General features: G+C 27.9%; 17 protein-coding genes. 15 read left to right on the top strand and 2 right to left on the bottom strand.

Annotation, left to right across the window (positions count from 1 at the left end; all coding sequences use genetic code 11):
• Window positions 1-13: 13 nt before the first annotated feature.
• Window positions 14-160, top strand: coding sequence for a DUF2972 domain-containing protein (locus tag CMOL_RS07815; protein ID WP_275583319.1), 147 nt, complete (start codon window positions 14-16; stop codon window positions 158-160).
• Here CMOL_RS07815 and CMOL_RS04020 read toward each other — a convergent pair.
• Window positions 157-1,476 (bottom strand): apolipoprotein N-acyltransferase, encoded by a 1,320-nt coding sequence (locus CMOL_RS04020; protein WP_239819819.1) that lies wholly within the window; start codon window positions 1,474-1,476, stop codon window positions 157-159. The genes CMOL_RS07815 and CMOL_RS04020 overlap by 4 nt on opposite strands.
• Here CMOL_RS04020 and yajC point away from each other — a divergent pair.
• Genes yajC through CMOL_RS03950 form a run of 14 tightly spaced genes read left to right on the top strand, consistent with a single transcriptional unit; the run spans window position 1,449 to window position 16,692 of the window.
• A complete protein-coding gene (gene yajC, locus CMOL_RS04015; RefSeq protein ID WP_137623435.1) occupies window positions 1,449-1,721 on the top strand; it encodes a preprotein translocase subunit YajC in 273 nt (90 codons plus the stop codon). The genes CMOL_RS04020 and yajC overlap by 28 nt on opposite strands.
• Complete coding sequence (gene secD, locus CMOL_RS04010) at window positions 1,714-3,294, top strand: protein translocase subunit SecD (protein WP_200280418.1); 1,581 nt, start codon at window positions 1,714-1,716, stop codon at window positions 3,292-3,294. Before yajC ends, secD begins: the two co-directional genes overlap by 8 nt.
• On the top strand, window positions 3,295-4,269 hold the full coding sequence (gene secF / locus CMOL_RS04005; RefSeq protein WP_239819818.1) for a protein translocase subunit SecF: 975 nt from the start codon (window positions 3,295-3,297) through the stop codon (window positions 4,267-4,269).
• 14 nt (window positions 4,270-4,283) lie between these two features.
• Window positions 4,284-6,713: a leucine--tRNA ligase gene (leuS, locus tag CMOL_RS04000; protein WP_239820753.1), complete on the top strand. Its 2,430-nt coding sequence runs from the start codon at window positions 4,284-4,286 to the stop codon at window positions 6,711-6,713.
• Window positions 6,710-7,222 (top strand): LPS assembly lipoprotein LptE, encoded by a 513-nt coding sequence (gene lptE / locus CMOL_RS03995; RefSeq protein ID WP_200280422.1) that lies wholly within the window; start codon window positions 6,710-6,712, stop codon window positions 7,220-7,222. Before leuS ends, lptE begins: the two co-directional genes overlap by 4 nt.
• Window positions 7,206-8,603 carry a V-type ATP synthase subunit I domain-containing protein gene (locus CMOL_RS03990; RefSeq protein ID WP_239819817.1) on the top strand — a complete coding sequence of 466 codons (1,398 nt, stop codon included), beginning with the start codon at window positions 7,206-7,208 and terminating at the stop codon, window positions 8,601-8,603. The genes lptE and CMOL_RS03990 overlap by 17 nt, the downstream gene beginning before the upstream one ends.
• Window positions 8,590-9,762, top strand: a complete 1,173-nt coding sequence (locus tag CMOL_RS03985) for a Mur ligase family protein (protein WP_407927673.1) — start codon at window positions 8,590-8,592, stop codon at window positions 9,760-9,762. Before CMOL_RS03990 ends, CMOL_RS03985 begins: the two co-directional genes overlap by 14 nt.
• The gene (pgp4, locus tag CMOL_RS03980; RefSeq protein WP_200280427.1) at window positions 9,749-10,651 is read left to right on the top strand and encodes a peptidoglycan metallopeptidase Pgp4; all 903 of its coding nucleotides are present in this window, start codon (window positions 9,749-9,751) and stop codon (window positions 10,649-10,651) included. Before CMOL_RS03985 ends, pgp4 begins: the two co-directional genes overlap by 14 nt.
• Complete coding sequence (locus CMOL_RS03975) at window positions 10,588-10,986, top strand: bactofilin family protein (RefSeq protein ID WP_200280430.1); 399 nt, start codon at window positions 10,588-10,590, stop codon at window positions 10,984-10,986. Before pgp4 ends, CMOL_RS03975 begins: the two co-directional genes overlap by 64 nt.
• Window positions 10,987-13,956 carry a transcription-repair coupling factor gene (gene mfd / locus CMOL_RS03970; protein ID WP_239819816.1) on the top strand — a complete coding sequence of 990 codons (2,970 nt, stop codon included), beginning with the start codon at window positions 10,987-10,989 and terminating at the stop codon, window positions 13,954-13,956.
• Window positions 13,953-14,639 (top strand): 3-methyladenine DNA glycosylase, encoded by a 687-nt coding sequence (locus CMOL_RS03965; protein WP_239819815.1) that lies wholly within the window; start codon window positions 13,953-13,955, stop codon window positions 14,637-14,639. The genes mfd and CMOL_RS03965 overlap by 4 nt, the downstream gene beginning before the upstream one ends.
• Window positions 14,636-15,448, top strand: a complete 813-nt coding sequence (gene thiD, locus CMOL_RS03960; RefSeq protein WP_239819814.1) for a bifunctional hydroxymethylpyrimidine kinase/phosphomethylpyrimidine kinase — start codon at window positions 14,636-14,638, stop codon at window positions 15,446-15,448. Before CMOL_RS03965 ends, thiD begins: the two co-directional genes overlap by 4 nt.
• Window positions 15,438-16,070 carry a thiamine phosphate synthase gene (thiE, locus tag CMOL_RS03955; RefSeq protein ID WP_239819813.1) on the top strand — a complete coding sequence of 211 codons (633 nt, stop codon included), beginning with the start codon at window positions 15,438-15,440 and terminating at the stop codon, window positions 16,068-16,070. Before thiD ends, thiE begins: the two co-directional genes overlap by 11 nt.
• Window positions 16,048-16,692: a uroporphyrinogen-III synthase gene (locus CMOL_RS03950; RefSeq protein ID WP_200280446.1), complete on the top strand. Its 645-nt coding sequence runs from the start codon at window positions 16,048-16,050 to the stop codon at window positions 16,690-16,692. Before thiE ends, CMOL_RS03950 begins: the two co-directional genes overlap by 23 nt.
• On the opposite strand, the gene CMOL_RS03945 is transcribed toward CMOL_RS03950, so the two are convergent.
• Window positions 16,669-17,970, bottom strand: a complete 1,302-nt coding sequence (locus CMOL_RS03945; RefSeq protein WP_239819812.1) for an MATE family efflux transporter — start codon at window positions 17,968-17,970, stop codon at window positions 16,669-16,671. The genes CMOL_RS03950 and CMOL_RS03945 overlap by 24 nt on opposite strands.
• Window positions 17,971-18,040 lie beyond the last annotated feature (70 nt).

Below are 18,040 nucleotides of genomic sequence, written 5' to 3'. Positions count from 1 at the left end.
TATATTATCTTTTATGAAGCAAAATAGAGATATAGCTTTTGCTTTTAAAAATAAATTCGATAAAGATTATGTTCATATCAAACAACACCGTCCCGATATAGTAGCTTCTTGGAAATACTACCAAGAATTTGAAAAAATGTGTGAAGAGTTGGATGGTTAAGATTTGTATATTTTTTTGAATAATTCCATCCAACTCTTGCTTAACATTTTTTTAGGAGTTATTATTGCATTTTCTTTGCCATTAACGGCATGATAAACACTTACTCCATATTTACTTGCATAAAATTTAATCAATAATTGTTGAAGTTTGTATTCGCTTGAGTAATTAAACCAAGCATTATTGCTTATAGCGATAATAATTTGAGAATTTTGATAGTTTTTTTCTTTAGTGACTTCATAACAAATTGCATTGGTAATAATTTTATGATCAAGCTTATACTTGCTTTGAATAGGACCTTTGGAAAATTCTTGAGTATTCGGTAAAAAGTATTTTTGAACCAGATTTTTAAATATTGGAATTTCTTCTCCAAAAGGAACTAAATAGTGTTTATTAAGTATATAAACATTTCCTTCTTTAAAAATATAGGTGCTATTGTAAATATGATCATCTTCTTTGTTAAAAGCTCCAGTTATGATCGTAATTTGATAAGATAAATTTTTGAGTAAATTTTCATAAGAAGTGTTTTTTAAATCAAAAGGAAAAGCTGTTTCAGGTAAAATAACTAATTTTTTATTTTCCTTAATCGCTTTAATGATTTCTTTTAAAAGAAAATCCACATTAGATTCTATATTTTTTGATAAGAATTTTTGATCTTGAGATATATTTGTATTGATTAGCTTGTAAGATATGTCTAGTTTTTGAGCCTGTTTTTCATCGTATTGTAGTCCTATAAAAAATAAAATCAAAACTATGGCTATTTTATAATATCTTGAAATATAACCTTCATAGATAAAATAAGCAATTAAAAAAATACAAATAATACCTCTATAATTTGTATCAAAAAAACCATAAACAGTAAATATTCCCCAATTTAGCCAATCAAACCCAAAAGGATGGATAAAGCTAAGGCAAAAAATTCCACAAAGTCTTAAAAAATCAAATTTAAACCAATAACAAATTCTAAAAAGTAAGCCATAAAATAATCCTACAAAAAAGATGATAATTGGCATCAAATAGCTAAGATTAAAATAAATAGATGAAAGCCCTATCCACCAAAACCAAAGTATTCCTGTGAAAAAACCAATCCAAAAGTATTCTTTGGCTTTTTTATGTTTTAAAAGTAATATTAAGCCCCAAATTGCCAAAAATGGACTAATAGTTTGAGTAAAAATATTTTCAAAAAAGGATAAATAAATTGGATTTGAAAGTAAAATTGCAACAAAAAAGACTTTTATTATTTTAAAAATGGTAGAATTAGTATTTAATTTTTTTGGAATAAAGGAAAAATATGGAAGAAAAATCAATTTTAACTTCATTGTTACCTCTTGTTGTTTTATTTGCTATTTTTTATTTTTTGGTAATAAGACCGCAACAAAAACAAGCAAAAACACATAAAGATATGCTTAATTCTTTGCAAAAAGGCGATAAAATTATTACCACTGGTGGACTTATTTGTGAAGTTGTAAAACCAGAAGAGGATTTTATCAAAGTTAAGCTTAATGAAGACAATGTTACTGCGAAAATTTCGCGAGAATTTGTAGCAAAGAAAATTGATGCGTAATTCTAAATTAAGCTATAGACTAATTATTTTTATAGTGGTTTTTATTTTTGGAGTGATTTTTTCACTTCCTTCTTTCTTGCAATCTCAAAAAGGTGCTAAAATCAATCTAGGTCTTGATTTACAAGGCGGACTTTATATGCTTTTAGGGGTGGATAATGAAGAAGCAGTAAAATCTAAAATCAAATCTATCGCCTCTTCTTTAAATTATTCTTTTAATAAAGAGAATATTTTAAATGATGGATTAAGTACTCATGGAGATAAATTAGATTTTACCTTGCTTGATAATGCGGATATATCTAAAGTGAATGAATTGCTCAAAGAAATCAAGGGCTTAAAAATTCAAAATGAAAATATGCATTATCAAATTTCTTTCACTCCTGAAGAAGTTAAAAATATTGAAAATTTTGCACTTTTACAAGCTGTTGAAACTATTAGAAATCGTTTGGATCAATTTGGACTTGCTGAGCCTACAGTTGCTAGACAAGGTGAAGATAAGATTTTAGTTGAGCTTGCTGGAATTAAAACCAAGGAAGATGAGCTAAGAGCTAAAGAGCGTATTACCAAAGCAGCACATTTGCAACTTATGGAAGTGGATGATTCTAAAATGGGAGAAGCTGCAACTATGAGTGATGCAGAAGCAGCTAGTTATGGACTTATTTTAGTGCCAGATTCTAGAAATCCAAATTTAAAATATCCATTAAAAAGTATTCCTATTTTGGATGGATCAATGCTAACAGATGCTAGAGTTGGTTTTAGTGATAAAAGTAATTATCCAGTGATTAATTTTACTTTAAATTCTGAAGGTGCTAAAAAATTTGCTGATTATACAGGAGCTAACATCGGTAAACGCTTAGCTATTGTACTTGATAATAAAGTTTATTCTGCTCCATCTATTAATGAAAGAATAGGTGGTGGAAGTGGACAAATTAGCGGTGCTTTTACTCAAGAGGAGGCACGTGATGTAGCCGTAGCTTTAAGAAGTGGAGCTTTATTAGCACCCGTTAAGCTTTTGGAGCAAAGAAGTATAGGTCCTTCTTTGGGTGCAGATAGTATAAAAATGAGCATGATAGCTTTGATAGGTGCTTCTATTTTTATTGTAGTTTTTATGATGATTTATTATCGTATAGCTGGACTTTTTGCTAATATTGCCATGATAGTAAATATTTTAGTTGTTGTTGCTATTATGGCAATGTTTGGAGCCACTTTAACCTTACCAGGTATGGCCGGACTTGTTCTAACTGTAGGTATGGCTGTAGATGCCAATGTTATTATTAATGAGCGTATTCGAGAGCTTTTAAGAGATGGAGTAAAAATAAAAACAAGTATAGAGCAAGGTTATAAAAATGCTATGAGTGCGATTGTGGATTCAAATATTACTTCTTTAGTCACCTCGGTTGTGCTTTATATTTATGGAACAGGATCGGTTAAAGGTTTTGCTGTAACTTTAGGTATAGGTATAGTTGTTTCTATGATTACTGCTATTTTAGGGACTCATGGAATGTTTGATTTGTTTATGCATCGCATTGAAAAAAGCAATGATACAAAATTTTGGTTTGGATACAGGAGAAGATAAATGCAGTTTTTTAGCAAGAAAAAAATTTATGATTTTATGAGAATGCGATTTTCTGCAATTTCTCTTTCTTTTATTCTATTTTTTGGATCAATTTACTTGCTTTGGGATAGGGGATTGCAATATGGTATTGACTTTAGCGGAGGAACTTTAATCCAGCTTAAATATGATAATGAAGTTGCTCCTATACCTCAGATTCGTGAGCTTTTGGAAAAAAAGGGTGGTTTTCAAAGTTTATCTGTAACAGAATTTGGAAATAAAGATGAAGTAACAATACGTTTTTTAGGAAGTAATGATAATTTAAGTAATGATATTGGTGCTTATGTTAGTGAAATTTTAAAAGATACTGGAAAATTTGAGGTGCGTAGAGCTGATGTCGTAGGTCCAAAGGTTGGAGATGAGCTTAGAAATAAAGGAATTACAGCTGTTATTATCTCTTTAATTGCTATCTTGATTTATTTAGCGGTTCGCTTTGAATGGCGATTTGCTATGGCTGCAATTATTAGTGAAATACACGATGTTATTATCACTTTGGGTGCAATTTCTCTTTTTAAAATCGATGTTAATTTGGATACTTTGGCTGCAGTTTTAACGGTTCTTGGATATTCTTTAAATGATACAATTATTATTTTTGATAGAATAAGAGAGGGAATTAAGACAAGTAAAAGAACAGAGCTTTCGCCTATCATTAATGAAAGCGTATCAGCAACTTTATCAAGAACTATATTAACATCAGGCCTTACCTTAGCTACGGTAGTTATTTTATATTTTTTTGGTGGAGAAATGATACAAGGATTTTCCTTGGCTCTTATAGTAGGCATTATAGCAGGAACTTTAAGTTCTATTTTCGTAGCAAGCCCAACCTTACTTTGGTTTAAATTTAATGTGCTTGATTTTAGAAATAAAGAGCTTGAAAAACTCAAAAGAAAACAAGAAAAAGAGCGTAATCGTTCAATGTATGAAAAAGGAATAGTTTAAGGAGAGAATAATTGATGGCTTATGAAGCAAGGAGTATAGAAAAAAAATGGCAAGAAATTTGGGATAAAAATAATTATTTTGAACCAAAAGATGATTTTTCTTTGCCTAAAAAATATATTTTATCAATGTTTCCTTATCCAAGTGGACGTATTCACATGGGACATGTAAGAAATTATAGTATAGGTGATGCTATATCAAGATATTATCGAAAAATAGGCTATAATGTTTTACATCCTATCGGTTTTGATAGTTTTGGTATGCCTGCTGAAAATGCTGCAATTAAGCATAAGGTACATCCAAAATCTTGGACTTATGAAAATATAGATTATATGAAAAATGAACTTTTTTCTTTAGGTTTTTCTTTTTCAAAAAAAAGAATTTTAGCAACCTCCGATCCACTTTATACAAAATTTGAACAAGAATTTTTTATCAAAATGTATGAAAAAGGTTTGATTTATACTAAAGAAGCTAATGTTAATTGGTGTGAGCAAGATCAAACAGTTTTAGCAAATGAACAAGTTGAAGATGGAAAGTGTTGGCGCTGTGGACATGAAGTTGTTCAAAAAAAGATGCCAGGGTATTATGTTAAAATTACGGCTTATGCAGATGAGCTTTTAAGAGAACTTAAAAATTTAAAAGATAAATGGCCTAATCAAGTATTAACAATGCAAGAAAATTGGATAGGTAGAAGCGAAGGTCTTGAATTTAAGCTTATTTTAGATGAAAAAAGCCAAGAAAAAAGCCAAGCAAGTCATATTGATGTTTTTACTACGCGTGCTGATACAATATATGGAGTAAGCTATATTGCTTTATCAGTTGATCATAAAATAGTCCAAAATCTTATTAGTCATTCTCATTTAGAATCTACTGTAGTTGAGAAAATCAAACATATTCAAAATCAAACTCCAAGAGAAAGACAAAGTGCACGAAAAGAAGGTTACTTTTTAGATATCTATGTATTGCATCCTTTAACAAAAGAAAAAATTCCTGTATGGGTTGCTAATTTTGTTTTATCTGATTATGGTAGTGGTGCGGTTATGGCTGTTCCTGCACACGATGAAAGAGATTTTGAATTTGCAAGTAAATATAAACTTGAGATTAAAAAAGTAATCGAATGTGAATCTAAACTTCCATATACTCAAAAATCAGGGAAACTTATAGAGAGTGGACAATTTAATGGAGTTGAATGCAATATTGCAAGGGATGAAATTATTAATTTATTTGAAAAAGAAAATATAGGAAAAAGAACAATTAATTTTAAAATTCGAGATTGGGGGGTTTCTCGTCAAAGATATTGGGGAGCTCCTATCCCTATGATTAAGTGTGAAAAATGTGGTATAGTTCCACAAAAAATAGAAAATCTTCCTATTGTTTTGCCAGAAGATATAGAAATTACAGGAGAAGGAAATCCTTTAGAAAAGCATCCAACATGGAAAGAATGTACATGTCCAAAATGTGGCCTTAAAGCTTGCAAAGAAACAGATACTCTGGATACTTTTTTTGAAAGTTCGTGGTATTTTGCACGTTTTGCAAGTGATGAAAAAACTTGGCAGGAAAAAGCTTTAGATGAATTAAGTATGAAATATTGGATGAATGTTGATCAATATATTGGTGGTATTGAGCATGCTATTTTGCATTTGCTTTATGCAAGATTTTTTCAAAAAGCTTTAAGAGATTTGGGATATTTAAATAATGGTGAACCTTTTGATAGACTTTTAACTCAAGGTATGGTTTTAAAAGATGGAGCTAAGATGTCGAAGTCTAAAGGAAATGTTGTAGATCCTGATGAGATTATTAAAAAATATGGAGCTGATACCGCAAGATTATTTATTTTATTTGCTGCACCACCTGCTAAAGAGTTAGAGTGGAATGATGATGCACTTGAGGGTGCTTATAGATTTATTTGTAAACTTTATGATAAGGCGCAAAATGTTAAAAAAGGAAAATTATCAGAACTTAAACAAGAAAATTTAACCAAAGAAGAAAAATATGCAAGATTAAAAGTTTATGAAGCATTAAAAAAATCCGAAGAGGTATATACTCAAACTTTTGCATTTAATACCTTAATCGCATCTTGCATGGAAGCTTTAAATGCGCTTTCAGTTTGCAAGAATCAAGCTTTAGAGCAAGAAGCTTTTTATATTATTTTAAATATTTTAGAGCCTATTATTCCTCATATATGTTTTGAATTAAGTGAGCAGCTTTTTGAATGTGAAAATTTTAAAATCTTAAAACTTAAGGAAGAAGTTTTTATAAAAGATACATTAAATTTAGCAGTAAGTGTTAATGGAAAAAAACGTGCAGAAATAGAAATTTCAAGCTCTACTAATAAAGATGAAATTTTGAAAATAGCTAAAGAGAGTGTTTTTAAATGGATACAAGATAAAAATATCATTAAAGAAATTTATATTGAAGGAAAATTGGTTAATTTGGTGATTAAATGAAGAAAATTTTTATTAGTTTTATAGTGTTATTTTTTTCAGCTTGTGGTTATATTCCGACTTCAAAAATAGCCGATAATATATTTGATGAGAAAGTTTATGTTAATGTAGAATTAAATCTTCAAGATCCTAAAAATAGTATTTTTGTGGCAGATACTCTTAAAGAAATGGTTATTTCTAAGCTTGGACGAAAGCTTGCTTTAAAGCACGAAGCTGATGATATTATTAATGTTAAAATGAATAATCTTGATTTTATTCCTTTAATTTATGATAAAAATGGTTATGTTGTAAGTTATAAAGCTAGGTTAAATTTGGAATTTTATGTAATTTTTAAAGATGGCTCTAACGAGCATTTTAATACAAGCGGTAGTTATAATTTTGATATTTCGCCAAATAGTATTATAAGTGATTCTGCTCGTTATGATGCTATTCGTTCAGCTTCAAGTGAAGCTTTTGATGAATTTATTTCAGCTATAGCTATTAAAGGGCATAAGCGTGTTACCCAACATTAATGAAATTGCAAAAAAAACTTTAATTGCTTTAAAAGAAAGGAAATTACGTCCAACCCCTGAAAATTATACCGAGGTATTTGAAGAAATTGCACAAAAAGATAAATTGACAACATTAAATAAAGTAAAATTAGAAAAATATAAAGCTTTGCTTTTAACAAATTATCAACAAGAACTTGATTCAAAATCCGTTCGCACTATTGAAGAATTAATAACTTTTTTAATTTCTGCACTTAATAGACAAAGTGGAAAGCAATTTAGTGAATTTTTTGATTTATTATCTACTTTATGCAAGGCTTTACAAGTAAGTAAAGATAAGAAAATTAGAGATTTAGCAAAAATTACCTCTATAAGAATTTCTAAAACTATGGATAGTGAAAGTATTTATTTGCTTTCTAAAAAATGGAAAGAATTAGAAAAAAATTATGAAGAAAATGATTTTGATAGTGAGATAAAAAAGTATGGTGTTAATAAATTTGATGATTTTGATACGGTAATTAAAAAACTTTTAAATAAACTTAGCGAAAGAAATTTAGAATATTTTTGTGAGCTTTTAATATCTTGTTTAAATCCTTCTTTAGTCGAAGATCTTAAAATTCAAGGATTTTCTCAAAATTTATCTAAAAAGACTTTTTTAATTAATGAAAACAATTTCAAAAATGAACTTTTAGAAATTGTTAGTCATCGAGTGATGGTTGATAATATGTATGTGCAAAAAAATTTAAATTTTTTCAACGAAAATTTAAAAAAAATTTATGAGCTTTTTAGTTTATTAAATAAAACTAATCAGCAAAATATGGATTTTGTTAATGCTTTAAATCCAGATGAAAAGGGTGAGATTAAAATTAGTTTTGAGTTTTTAAAGAAAAAGCTTGAGCAACTTAGTGAAAAAATCAATTCTTTAAATACTCAAATTGAATTTACTCAAAGTCTTGAGGAAAGAGAATCTTGGACTGTTGTTAAAGAGCTTGAGAAATTAGATGAAAATTTTCAAAAATATAAAGTAAATTATGCATTAGCTTTATTTTCTATACAAAATTATCGTTTTATTATGGAAAAATATGGAGTTGGTAGTTTAAATGAAATTTTTGTTCGTTTTAAAAAGATTTTGAAAGATAGCTGTAACGAATTTGACGAACTTTGGATGATTGATGAAAAAAGTTATTTAATTATTTCTCCGGGAAAAAGCAAAGAAGAGGTTTCTAAGCTTGTAAATGATAATTTAAAGACAATTGAGAATTTTCGTTTTATCTATAAGCAAGATGTCATTATGCCAAAAATCAATACAGCTTATTTGGACAAGCAAAGCAATCCAAATATAAATATTTTAGAAGAATTAATAAGTCAAATTTCTAATTTAAATCAAAAAAATGATACAGAATAAAGTGAGTGATTTTTTAGCAAAGAAAAATCTTTGCTATGATAGGATTGATCGTTTTTTAATGTTTAGAATGTATGAAAAATATAAAAATCAGCTTCTAGCAAAACCGATAATTCAAATCATTGGAACTAATGGTAAAGGAAGTACAGGACGTTTTTTAGCCCAACTTTTAGAGAATATAGGATATAATGTTGGGCATTATACTAGCCCCCATATATTTGATTTTAAAGAACGCTTTTATAAAAATAAAGGCATTGTTTGTAAAGAAGAGTTAGAGCAAACTCATGAAAAATTAGAAAAAATTTTTAAAGAAGAATTAAATAAACTAAGTTATTTTGAATATGCTACTTTTCTCGCGGCCGTGCTTTTTAGAAAGTGTGATTATGTAATATTTGAGGCTGGTTTAGGTGGAGAGTATGATGCAACTTCGGTTTTTGAAAAAAAAATGAGTATTTTTACAAAAATAGGCTTTGATCATATGCAAATTTTAGGTGATTCTTTAGAGAAAATTGCAAGAACTAAACTAAAAGTTATGTCAGAAAAAACTTTAATTTCATCAGAGCAAGAAGAAATTGTCTTAAAAATAGCAAAAAAAATTGCCAATTTAAAAAAAGTTGAACTTATTTTTTCTTCTAAATTTGAGGGGAAATATAAATCATTAATTCAAAACTATGTTCAAAAATATAATTTACCTCTATATTTAAAACATAATTTAATTTTAGCTTTAAATGCTTTTGAAATTTTAGCTTCTAAAGAAAAAATAGAACCGGCTTTAGCTAAATTAGAAAAATTAAGTCTTAAAGGACGGCTTGAACAATTAGAACCAAATTTATATATAGATGTTGGGCATAATGTAATGGCAGCAACTGCTTTACGCGATCAATTTATGGGTGAAAAATTAATTTTAGTTTATAATTCTTATCAGGATAAAGATGTTTTTAAAATTTTAAAAACATTAAAGCCTATTATTGATACAATTAAAATTTATAAATATATTAGCATAGAAAGAAAGTTAATGAGTGATGAAATTTATAATATAGCTAATATTTTAGGAATCAAATGTGAAGAATTTAGTTTTTTAGAAAAACAGAAAAAAACTTTAGTATTTGGTTCTTTTGCTTTGGTAGAAAATTTTTTAAAGGAATGGAGTGATAAAAAATAAATTTACAATCACAATTACAGATGTTAATGGTTCTAAACATTTTTATTTAAATCAAATTATTAAGAAAATTTTTATCTATATTATTGCTTTTGTGCTTTTATTTTTAATTTTTAGTGGTTTTTATATTAAATATCTTGATAGTAAAGTTACAGATGTTAGTAAAAAAAGAGAAGAACTTTTGAAAAAAAGTAAAGAGTTAGAGTATTCTAATATCCAAATGCAGAAAAAAATTGAAGAAAAAGCAAAGCAATATGCTGCAATTGAAGATAAAATTGCTTCCTTTGAGGAAGCTTTAGGTTTGGAAGCTGAAAATAATCTTACAATTACAGATAGACTAGAAAATCTCAAATTAACCAATGAGCAACAGATTGAGATTTTAAGACAAATTCCTAATGGATGGCCTATAGAAAATAAAGGTATTACTGGAAATTTTGGTTGGAGAGAGCATCCGCTTTTAAAAAGAAAAGAATTTCATCCAGGTATTGATTTAAGAGCGGAAGTTGGAACTCCTGTGTATGCTACTGCAAATGGAGTTGTAGAATTTGCAGGATATAGCGATAATGGATATGGCTATAATGTTATTTTACTTCACAATTTTGGTTTTAAAACTGTTTTTGCTCATATGACGCGCAGGGATGTTGTTAAAGCAGGACAATTTGTTACCAAAGGACAATTAATAGGATATAGTGGTAATACTGGGCTTTCAACTGGACCACATTTGCATTATGAGGTGAGATTTATTAATAAAACTCTAGAACCATTGTATTTTTTAAATTTAAAAAGAAAAAATATGAATAATTTTTTTAATCAAGAAAGGAGAGTTCCATGGCAATCTTTAGTAAAAGCAGTCACAGCACAGCATCTACCTCAAACTCAGAAACAACAGTAATTTCTTCGGGTGCTAGAATAGAAGGTAAATTTTACTTTGCCTCAATGCTTCATGTGGATGGAGAGCTTAGTGGAGTAATACATTCTGAAAGTATTGTGGTTATTGGTAAAAACGGTAATTTAAAAGGAGAGTTAAAGGCTGACAAAATTGTCGTAAACGGTTATTTTGAGGGTGAATTGGAGGCAAATAGCTTAGAAATTTTAACTGGTGGAATGGTTAATGGGGATATTAATATTAAAGAATTAGCTATAGAAAATGGCGGTCGTTTTAATGGGGTAAGCAAGATCAAGCAAGAAGATCCAGTCAAATTAATAGAAAACTCACCAGAAGAATAAATGCAAGCTAATTTTTTTGAATACTTGCAAGAAAATAAAGTACCGCCGCAGCTTGTACTTTGTGAAAATGATAAAGAAGCTTTTTTGTTAGCTCAAGTTTCTCTTTATCAGGGTTTTAAAACTTTTGTTTTGCCAGATTTTAGAGCTGAATTTGGAGATGATTTAAGGGCGTTTTCTAAAGAACTTTTTGAAATTTGTAAAGTTTTAAATGCTTATCATAAAGAAAATGATGATAAGATTTTAATCTCTCCATTGTCTACTGTATTAAAAAAACTTCCTTCTAAAAATCATTTAAAAAATTATGTTGTATCTAAAAAAGATACATTTAAGATAAGCCAATTTCGTGATGAGCTTGTAAAATTAGGTTATGAATTTGTTGATATGGTACAAGATAAAGGCGAGGTAAGCGTTAGAGGTGAAGTTATTGATATATTTTGTATCAATGAAGATATCCCTATTAGAATTTTATTGTTTAATGAGGAGATAGAAAGTATTAGAAAATTTGATCTTGTAACGCAAAAATCTATTCCAAAAGAATATGAGAGTTTTGAAATTTGTCCATTTTTAAATCATTTTTCAAATTTAGATTATGAAAATTTTCAAATTAATTTAAATAATTTTGAAAGCAATGCTTTGATTAATGATATTAATTCTTCAGGTTTTTGGTGTATAGATGATTTTTATGATTATTTAGAATATGATTTTATAAGTATTAAAAAATTTGATGAACAAGAATGGCAAAGAGATTTAAGCAAGATTAATGCCAAAATTGTACCCCAAGCAAGGCAATATAAAGACTTAAAAAGTTTTTATAATAAAGATTTTTTTTATTTTCATCAAAATAAAAAAATTACAATATTAGCAAAAAATGAAGCCCTATTTAAAGCTTTGGAATTGGATGAATTTTCAAATATTTATTTTAAAAAAAGCGAATTGATTTTAAATTTAATCACTCATAAAGAATTGATTATTTCACTTAATAAAAAAGAAAAGCAAAAATATAAACGTAAAGCAAATTTAATTATAGATGAGCTAAAACAAGGCGATTTTATAGTTCATGAAGATTATGGTATAGGTAAATTTTTAGGTCTTGAGATGATAAGTGTAGCTGGAGCCAGAAAAGAATTTGTTTCTATTGAGTATCAAAATAATGATAAACTTCTTTTGCCAGTTGAAAATTTATATCTTATAGATAAATATTTAGCTACAAGTGGTTCTATCCCGCTTTTAGATCGTTTGGGAAAAACTACTTTTATTAAATTAAAAGAAAAATTAAAAGTTAAGCTTTTAGCTATTGCTTCTGAAATTGTTGCCATGGCAGCTAAAAGATCTTTAATTAAGCCTAAAAATATTCAAGTTGATTATGCTCAACAAGCATATTTTGTTTCGAAGGCTGGATTTTCTTATACTGAAGATCAAGTTAAGGTATGTGAGGAGATTTTACAAGATTTTCAAAGCGGTAAAGTTATGGATAGACTTTTAAGCGGAGATGTAGGCTTTGGAAAAACTGAAGTTGCTATGAATGCTATTTATCCAGTAGTTAAGAGCGGATTTAGTGTTTTTTTCTTTGCGCCAACAACGCTTTTATCGCATCAGCACTTTAAGACTTTAAAAAAACGTTTTGAAAATTTTGAAATTCCTATTTTTAAACTTGATCGTTTTACAAATTCTAAAGATAAAAAAGCACTTTTAGAATTTTTAGATCAAGAAAAACCTTGTGTTGTTGTTGGTACTCATGCGCTTTTAAATTTACAATGTCAAAATTTGGCTCTTGTGGTTATTGATGAGGAACATAAATTTGGAGTAAAGCAAAAAGAAAAATTAAAAGAATTGACTCAAAATTCACATCTTTTATCAATGTCAGCCACTCCTATTCCAAGAAGTTTAAATCAAGCATTAAGCTCTATAAAATCCTATAGTGTGTTGCAAACTCCACCAGAGGATAGAATGGATGTGAGAACTTTTGTTAAAGAAAGTGACGATGCTCTCTTAAAAGAAATTATTTCTAGAGAGCTAAGGCGTGGAGGACAAATTTTTTATATCCACAATCACATAGCGAGTATTGAACAGTGTAAAAAACATCTACTTGAACTTTTTAAAAATTTAAAAATTTTAGTTTTGCATTCTAAAATTGATGCTAAGGTACAAGAAGAAGAAATGCTTAAATTTGAAAATAAAGAATATGATTTACTTTTGAGCACTTCTATAGTTGAAAATGGTATTGACTTAGCTAATGCCAATACTATGATTGTAGAAAAAAGCGATCGTTTTGGAATGGCTGATTTGCATCAATTGCGTGGAAGAGTGGGAAGAAGTAATAAACAAGGATATTGTTATTTTTTAGTTGAAAATAAAGAAAATATTACAGAAGATGCTTTAAAACGTTTGATTTCTCTAGAAAGTAATTCTTTTTTAGGAGCGGGCTCTGTTTTAGCTTATCATGATCTTGAAATTAGAGGAGGGGGAAATTTATTAGGAATTGACCAAAGTGGACATATGGAACAAATAGGTCTTAGTCTTTATTTAAAAATGCTAGAGGAAGAGCTTAACTCTTTAACAAAAAAGGAAATTTTTGAAGAGAAAAAAATTGACTTAAAGTTAAATATCAATGCCTTTTTAAATTCAGAATTAATTTCTGAAGATCGTCTTAGACTTGAAATTTATCGTCGTTTAAGTAAATGTGAAAAAATCAATGAAATTTATGAAATTGAGGGCGAAATTGAAGATCGCTTTGGAAAACTTGATATTTATACTAAACAATTTTTATCTTTAATGATGATTAAAATTTTAGCCTTAGGTAAATTTAAAGTAATTAGTAATTTTGAACAAAATATCCAATTTGTCAATTTTAATGATGAAAAAGAATTCATTAAAGCAAGAAGCAAAGATGATGATGATATTATAGATGCTATTTTAACATATTTAAGAAAAATAGATGAAAGTCAAAATATCTTAAAGGATGTTAAATGAATGGAGTCGAAATTTTTAAAAGATTGCTGAGCTTAGATTTAAATTTTAAAGAATTTGATTGGTTTGAAGATCAAGGATTAAGTGATATTGAGCTTTTGATTTCTGTTGTTTTAACACAAAATACAAACTGGAATAATGTTTTAAAAGCTTTAAATAATCTTAGAAATTCTCAAATCACTTCTTTAGAAAAAATTAGCCAAATTGAAAATAACGATCTTGCATTGCTTATAAAACCAAGTGGATTTTATAATACTAAGGCAAAGCGTTTAAAAGATTTGATAGAAGCGATTTTAAAAAAATATAATAATTTGGATAATTTTAAAGAAAATGTTTCGAGAGAATGGCTTTTAAAAATTAAAGGTTTAGGTTTTGAAAGTGTTGATAGTATTTTAAATTATCTTTGTAAAAGAGAAATTTTAGTTGTTGATAGTTATGCCCATAGACTTGCTTTATTTTTAGGATATGAATTTGAAGACCATGAAGAATTGAGAGAATTTTTTCAAAGTGGTATAGAAAATGAACAGGAAAATTTGTGCAAAGTTTTAAATAAGACCTATGAGCTTTATGAGCTTTATCAGATTTTCCATGCTTTAATTGTTGCTTTTGGAAAACTAGCTTTTAAGGGTAAAAAATTAAGTCTTGAAGGTGAAAAATTAATTAAAAATTTGAAGGAGAGATGGTGAGAGCAAAAGGGAGTAACTTGATTCCTGTTTTAACAATAGCAGGAAGTGATTGTAGTGGTGGAGCTGGAATTCAAGCAGATTTAAAAACTTTTAGTGCTCATGAACTTTTTGGTATGAGTGTAATTTTAAGTGTTGTAGCTGAAAATACAACAAGGGTTATTTCAGTACACGACATACCAACTTCAAGTGTAGATGAACAAATGCTAGCTGTTTTTGAAGACATAGTGCCAAAAGCAACCAAAATAGGTATGATAGGAAGTTGCGAGCTTATGAGTTGTGTTGCAAAAAATTTAGAACTTTATAAACCTCAAAATTTAGTTATTGATCCTGTGATGTTTGCTAAAAATGGTTATGCTTTAATGCCTGAAGAAAATTGTGATTTTTTTAAAAAAACCATTGTTGCTTTTGCAGATTTGCTTACTCCAAATATACCAGAGGCAGAATTTCTTTGCGGTTTTAAAATTAAAAATGAAGAAGAAATGATAAAAGCAGCAAAATATTTATGCACTTTAGGTGCTAAGGCCGTTTTGCTTAAAGGCGGACATAGCGAGAATAATGCAAATGATATACTCTTTGATGGTAAAGAAATTCATATTTTAAAGGGTGAGCGCATAGAAACTAAAAATACACATGGAACAGGTTGCACCCTTTCTTCGGCTATTGCAAGTAATTTGGCTAAAGGTTATGATTTATTACAAGCAGTGAGCAAGGCTAAAGAATATGTTAAAAATGCAATTTATTATTCTTTAAATTTGGGCAAAGGTTGTGGTCCAACCAATCATTTTTATAGGTTTTTAAGTGAAAAATAATCTGGATTTAAAATTATATCTTGTCGCAAATAGAGGAAAAAGAAGTGATGAAACATTTTTAAATATACTTGAAGATGCTGTTAAAGGTGGTGTTGATATAATTCAATTGCGCGAAAAAGAGCTTAATTCTCGTGAATTTTATGAGTTAGGAAAAAAAGTTCAAAAGCTTTGCAGAATTTATAAAATACCTTTTTTAATTAATGATAGAATTGATATAGCTTTAGCTTTAAATGCCGATGGTGTACACTTAGGACAAGAGGATTTGGATATTAAAATTGCAAGAGATCTTTTGGGGGAAGAAAAAATAATAGGTTTAAGTTTAAAAACTTTAAAACAGCTTGATTTTATAAAAAGCGCTGATTATTTAGGTTGTGGTGCGATTAAGGCAACGCCAACGAAAGAAAGCTCTCTTATAAGTTTAGAAATTTTAAAACAAATTTGTAAAAAAAGTTCTATACCTGTAGTAGCTATAGGCGGGATTGATCAAGAAATGATATCTGAGCTAAAAGGTATTGATTTAGCTGGAATCGCTGTTGTTAGAGCTATTATGGATGCTAATGATCCTTATTTAAGCGCAAAGAAACTTAAGGAAGCTTTTTGTGCTAATTTATCTTTTAAATAAAACTCCTTTTGAAGGAGTAAAAAATCTTATTTTAAATGAAATTATTTTTTTTGATATTAAACTTAATTTGGATCATTATGATGCTTTAATTTGTACTTCAAAAAATGCTTTAATAGCCTTAGAAAAAAATAAAATTCCTTTAAATTTGGATATGCAAATTTATACTATAGGTGATAGTACGGCCTGTTTTGCTAAACAATTAGGATTTAAAAATATTAAAATTGCGAAAAAGTCTTATGCTAATGAATTTTTTAAAGAATTTAAAGAAGAATTAAAAAATAAAAAATGTCTTTATTTAAGAGCTAAAAATATAGCTTCAAGTTTAAATTTGGATTTGAAAAATAGTGGTATTAATTTGGATGAAATGATCGTCTATGAAAATATTTTTAAATCAAGCAATGAAATTTTAATACATCCATCGGTATTTATTTTTACTTCTGCTTTGAGCGTAGAGAATTTTTTAAAAAATTATAGTTTGCATGAAGATGATATTATCATAAGTATTGGAAACAGCACAGCAAAAAAACTTTTAAATTTCAAAAATCTTTTTGTGTGCAAAAAACAGAGTATTGAAGAATGTGTTGCCTTGGCTAAAAAATTAGCTTTTAAAACACCTTTTTAAAAGAAAATAAGCTAGGAAAATACTTAAAAATTCAGATACAACGCAACTTATAAATATGCCATAAAAATTAAATAAGAAAGTAAAAATCAATAAACAAATTATAGGCATAAAAAAACTTTGTATAATAGAAAAAAATAAGGATTCTTTAACTTTATTTGCAGCTGTAAGATAAGTCGCAGTTAAAGAATTTAACCAAGCAAAAAGATAATTAAAGCTATAAAGTATTAAAGCTAAATGTGCAAGTTGTAAAAATTGTTTTTCATGGTTGAATATTTGCATTAATTCTTTAGAAAATAATATATTGACAATAAATATAACACAACTGAAAATGCAGCCATAAAAAGCCATTGTTTTTAATAAAATTTTATTTTTATTTATACTTTTGCTACCTATATTAAAACTTAATAAAGGCATAACACCATCGTACATAGCATTAACTAAGGCCATGATAATGCTATCAAGATATAAAATTGCTGAAAATATAGCTACTGCAATTTCTCCTCCATTAAGCAATAAAACATAATTAGTAATAATTCCAATCAAGCTTAAAGATACATTCATAAGGCTTTCAGAGCTTCCATTTAGTAAAATATTTTTTAAAAGTTTAAAATTCATTTTTGGTTTAACAAAATAAAGTTGCAATTTTTTATCTAAAAAAGGCAAAATTCCTATGAAGCTTACTATGCTAAGACTAATACTTGTAGCCATTGCTGCACCTATAATTTCAAGATCAAAATAAACAATGAATAAGTAATCTAAAATAATATTAACAATAACTGAGCCTATACCCATATACATAGAATATTTATTTTTTCCACAAGCTCTTAAGTAATTATCCATTGCAAAAGATAGACATAATAGTGGGGCAAAAATCATAAAAATTTTTATATATTGACTTGACAATTTTACCAATTCTAAATCGTTACTAAATAAAGAAAGTATAAAAGTGGATGAAAAATAGCCTAATACTCCTATAATTAGATAAGTTAAAAGTATAAATATAATACAAAAAGAGAAAATTTCTCTAGCTAAATTTTGTTTTTTTGCTCCTATTTTTAAAGAAATTTGAACAGATGAGCCTATCGCTATTAAATCGCTAAGGGTAAAAAGTATAAAAATAAAAGGCATTGATAAACCCATTGCAGCCAAAGATTTTGTACCTAAAAATTGACCAACAAACGCACCATTTATAATAATATAGAGTGAAAAAAATCCTGAGTTTATCATATTTGGCAAAGCATAGTTAAAAAATAATTTTGTAATTTTTGACTTAAACATAAATATCCTTAAAAATTTAAATTAGTTGTGTTAGATAATTTTGAGAGATGATATGTTTTAATCAAATAAG

The organism is Campylobacter sp. RM10537 (genome assembly GCF_022369435.1).
Taxonomy (GTDB): Bacteria; Campylobacterota; Campylobacteria; order Campylobacterales; family Campylobacteraceae; genus Campylobacter_D; species Campylobacter_D molothri.
Note: the sequence above shows the minus strand (reverse complement) of the source record. Positions and strands in the feature narration are given on the sequence as shown.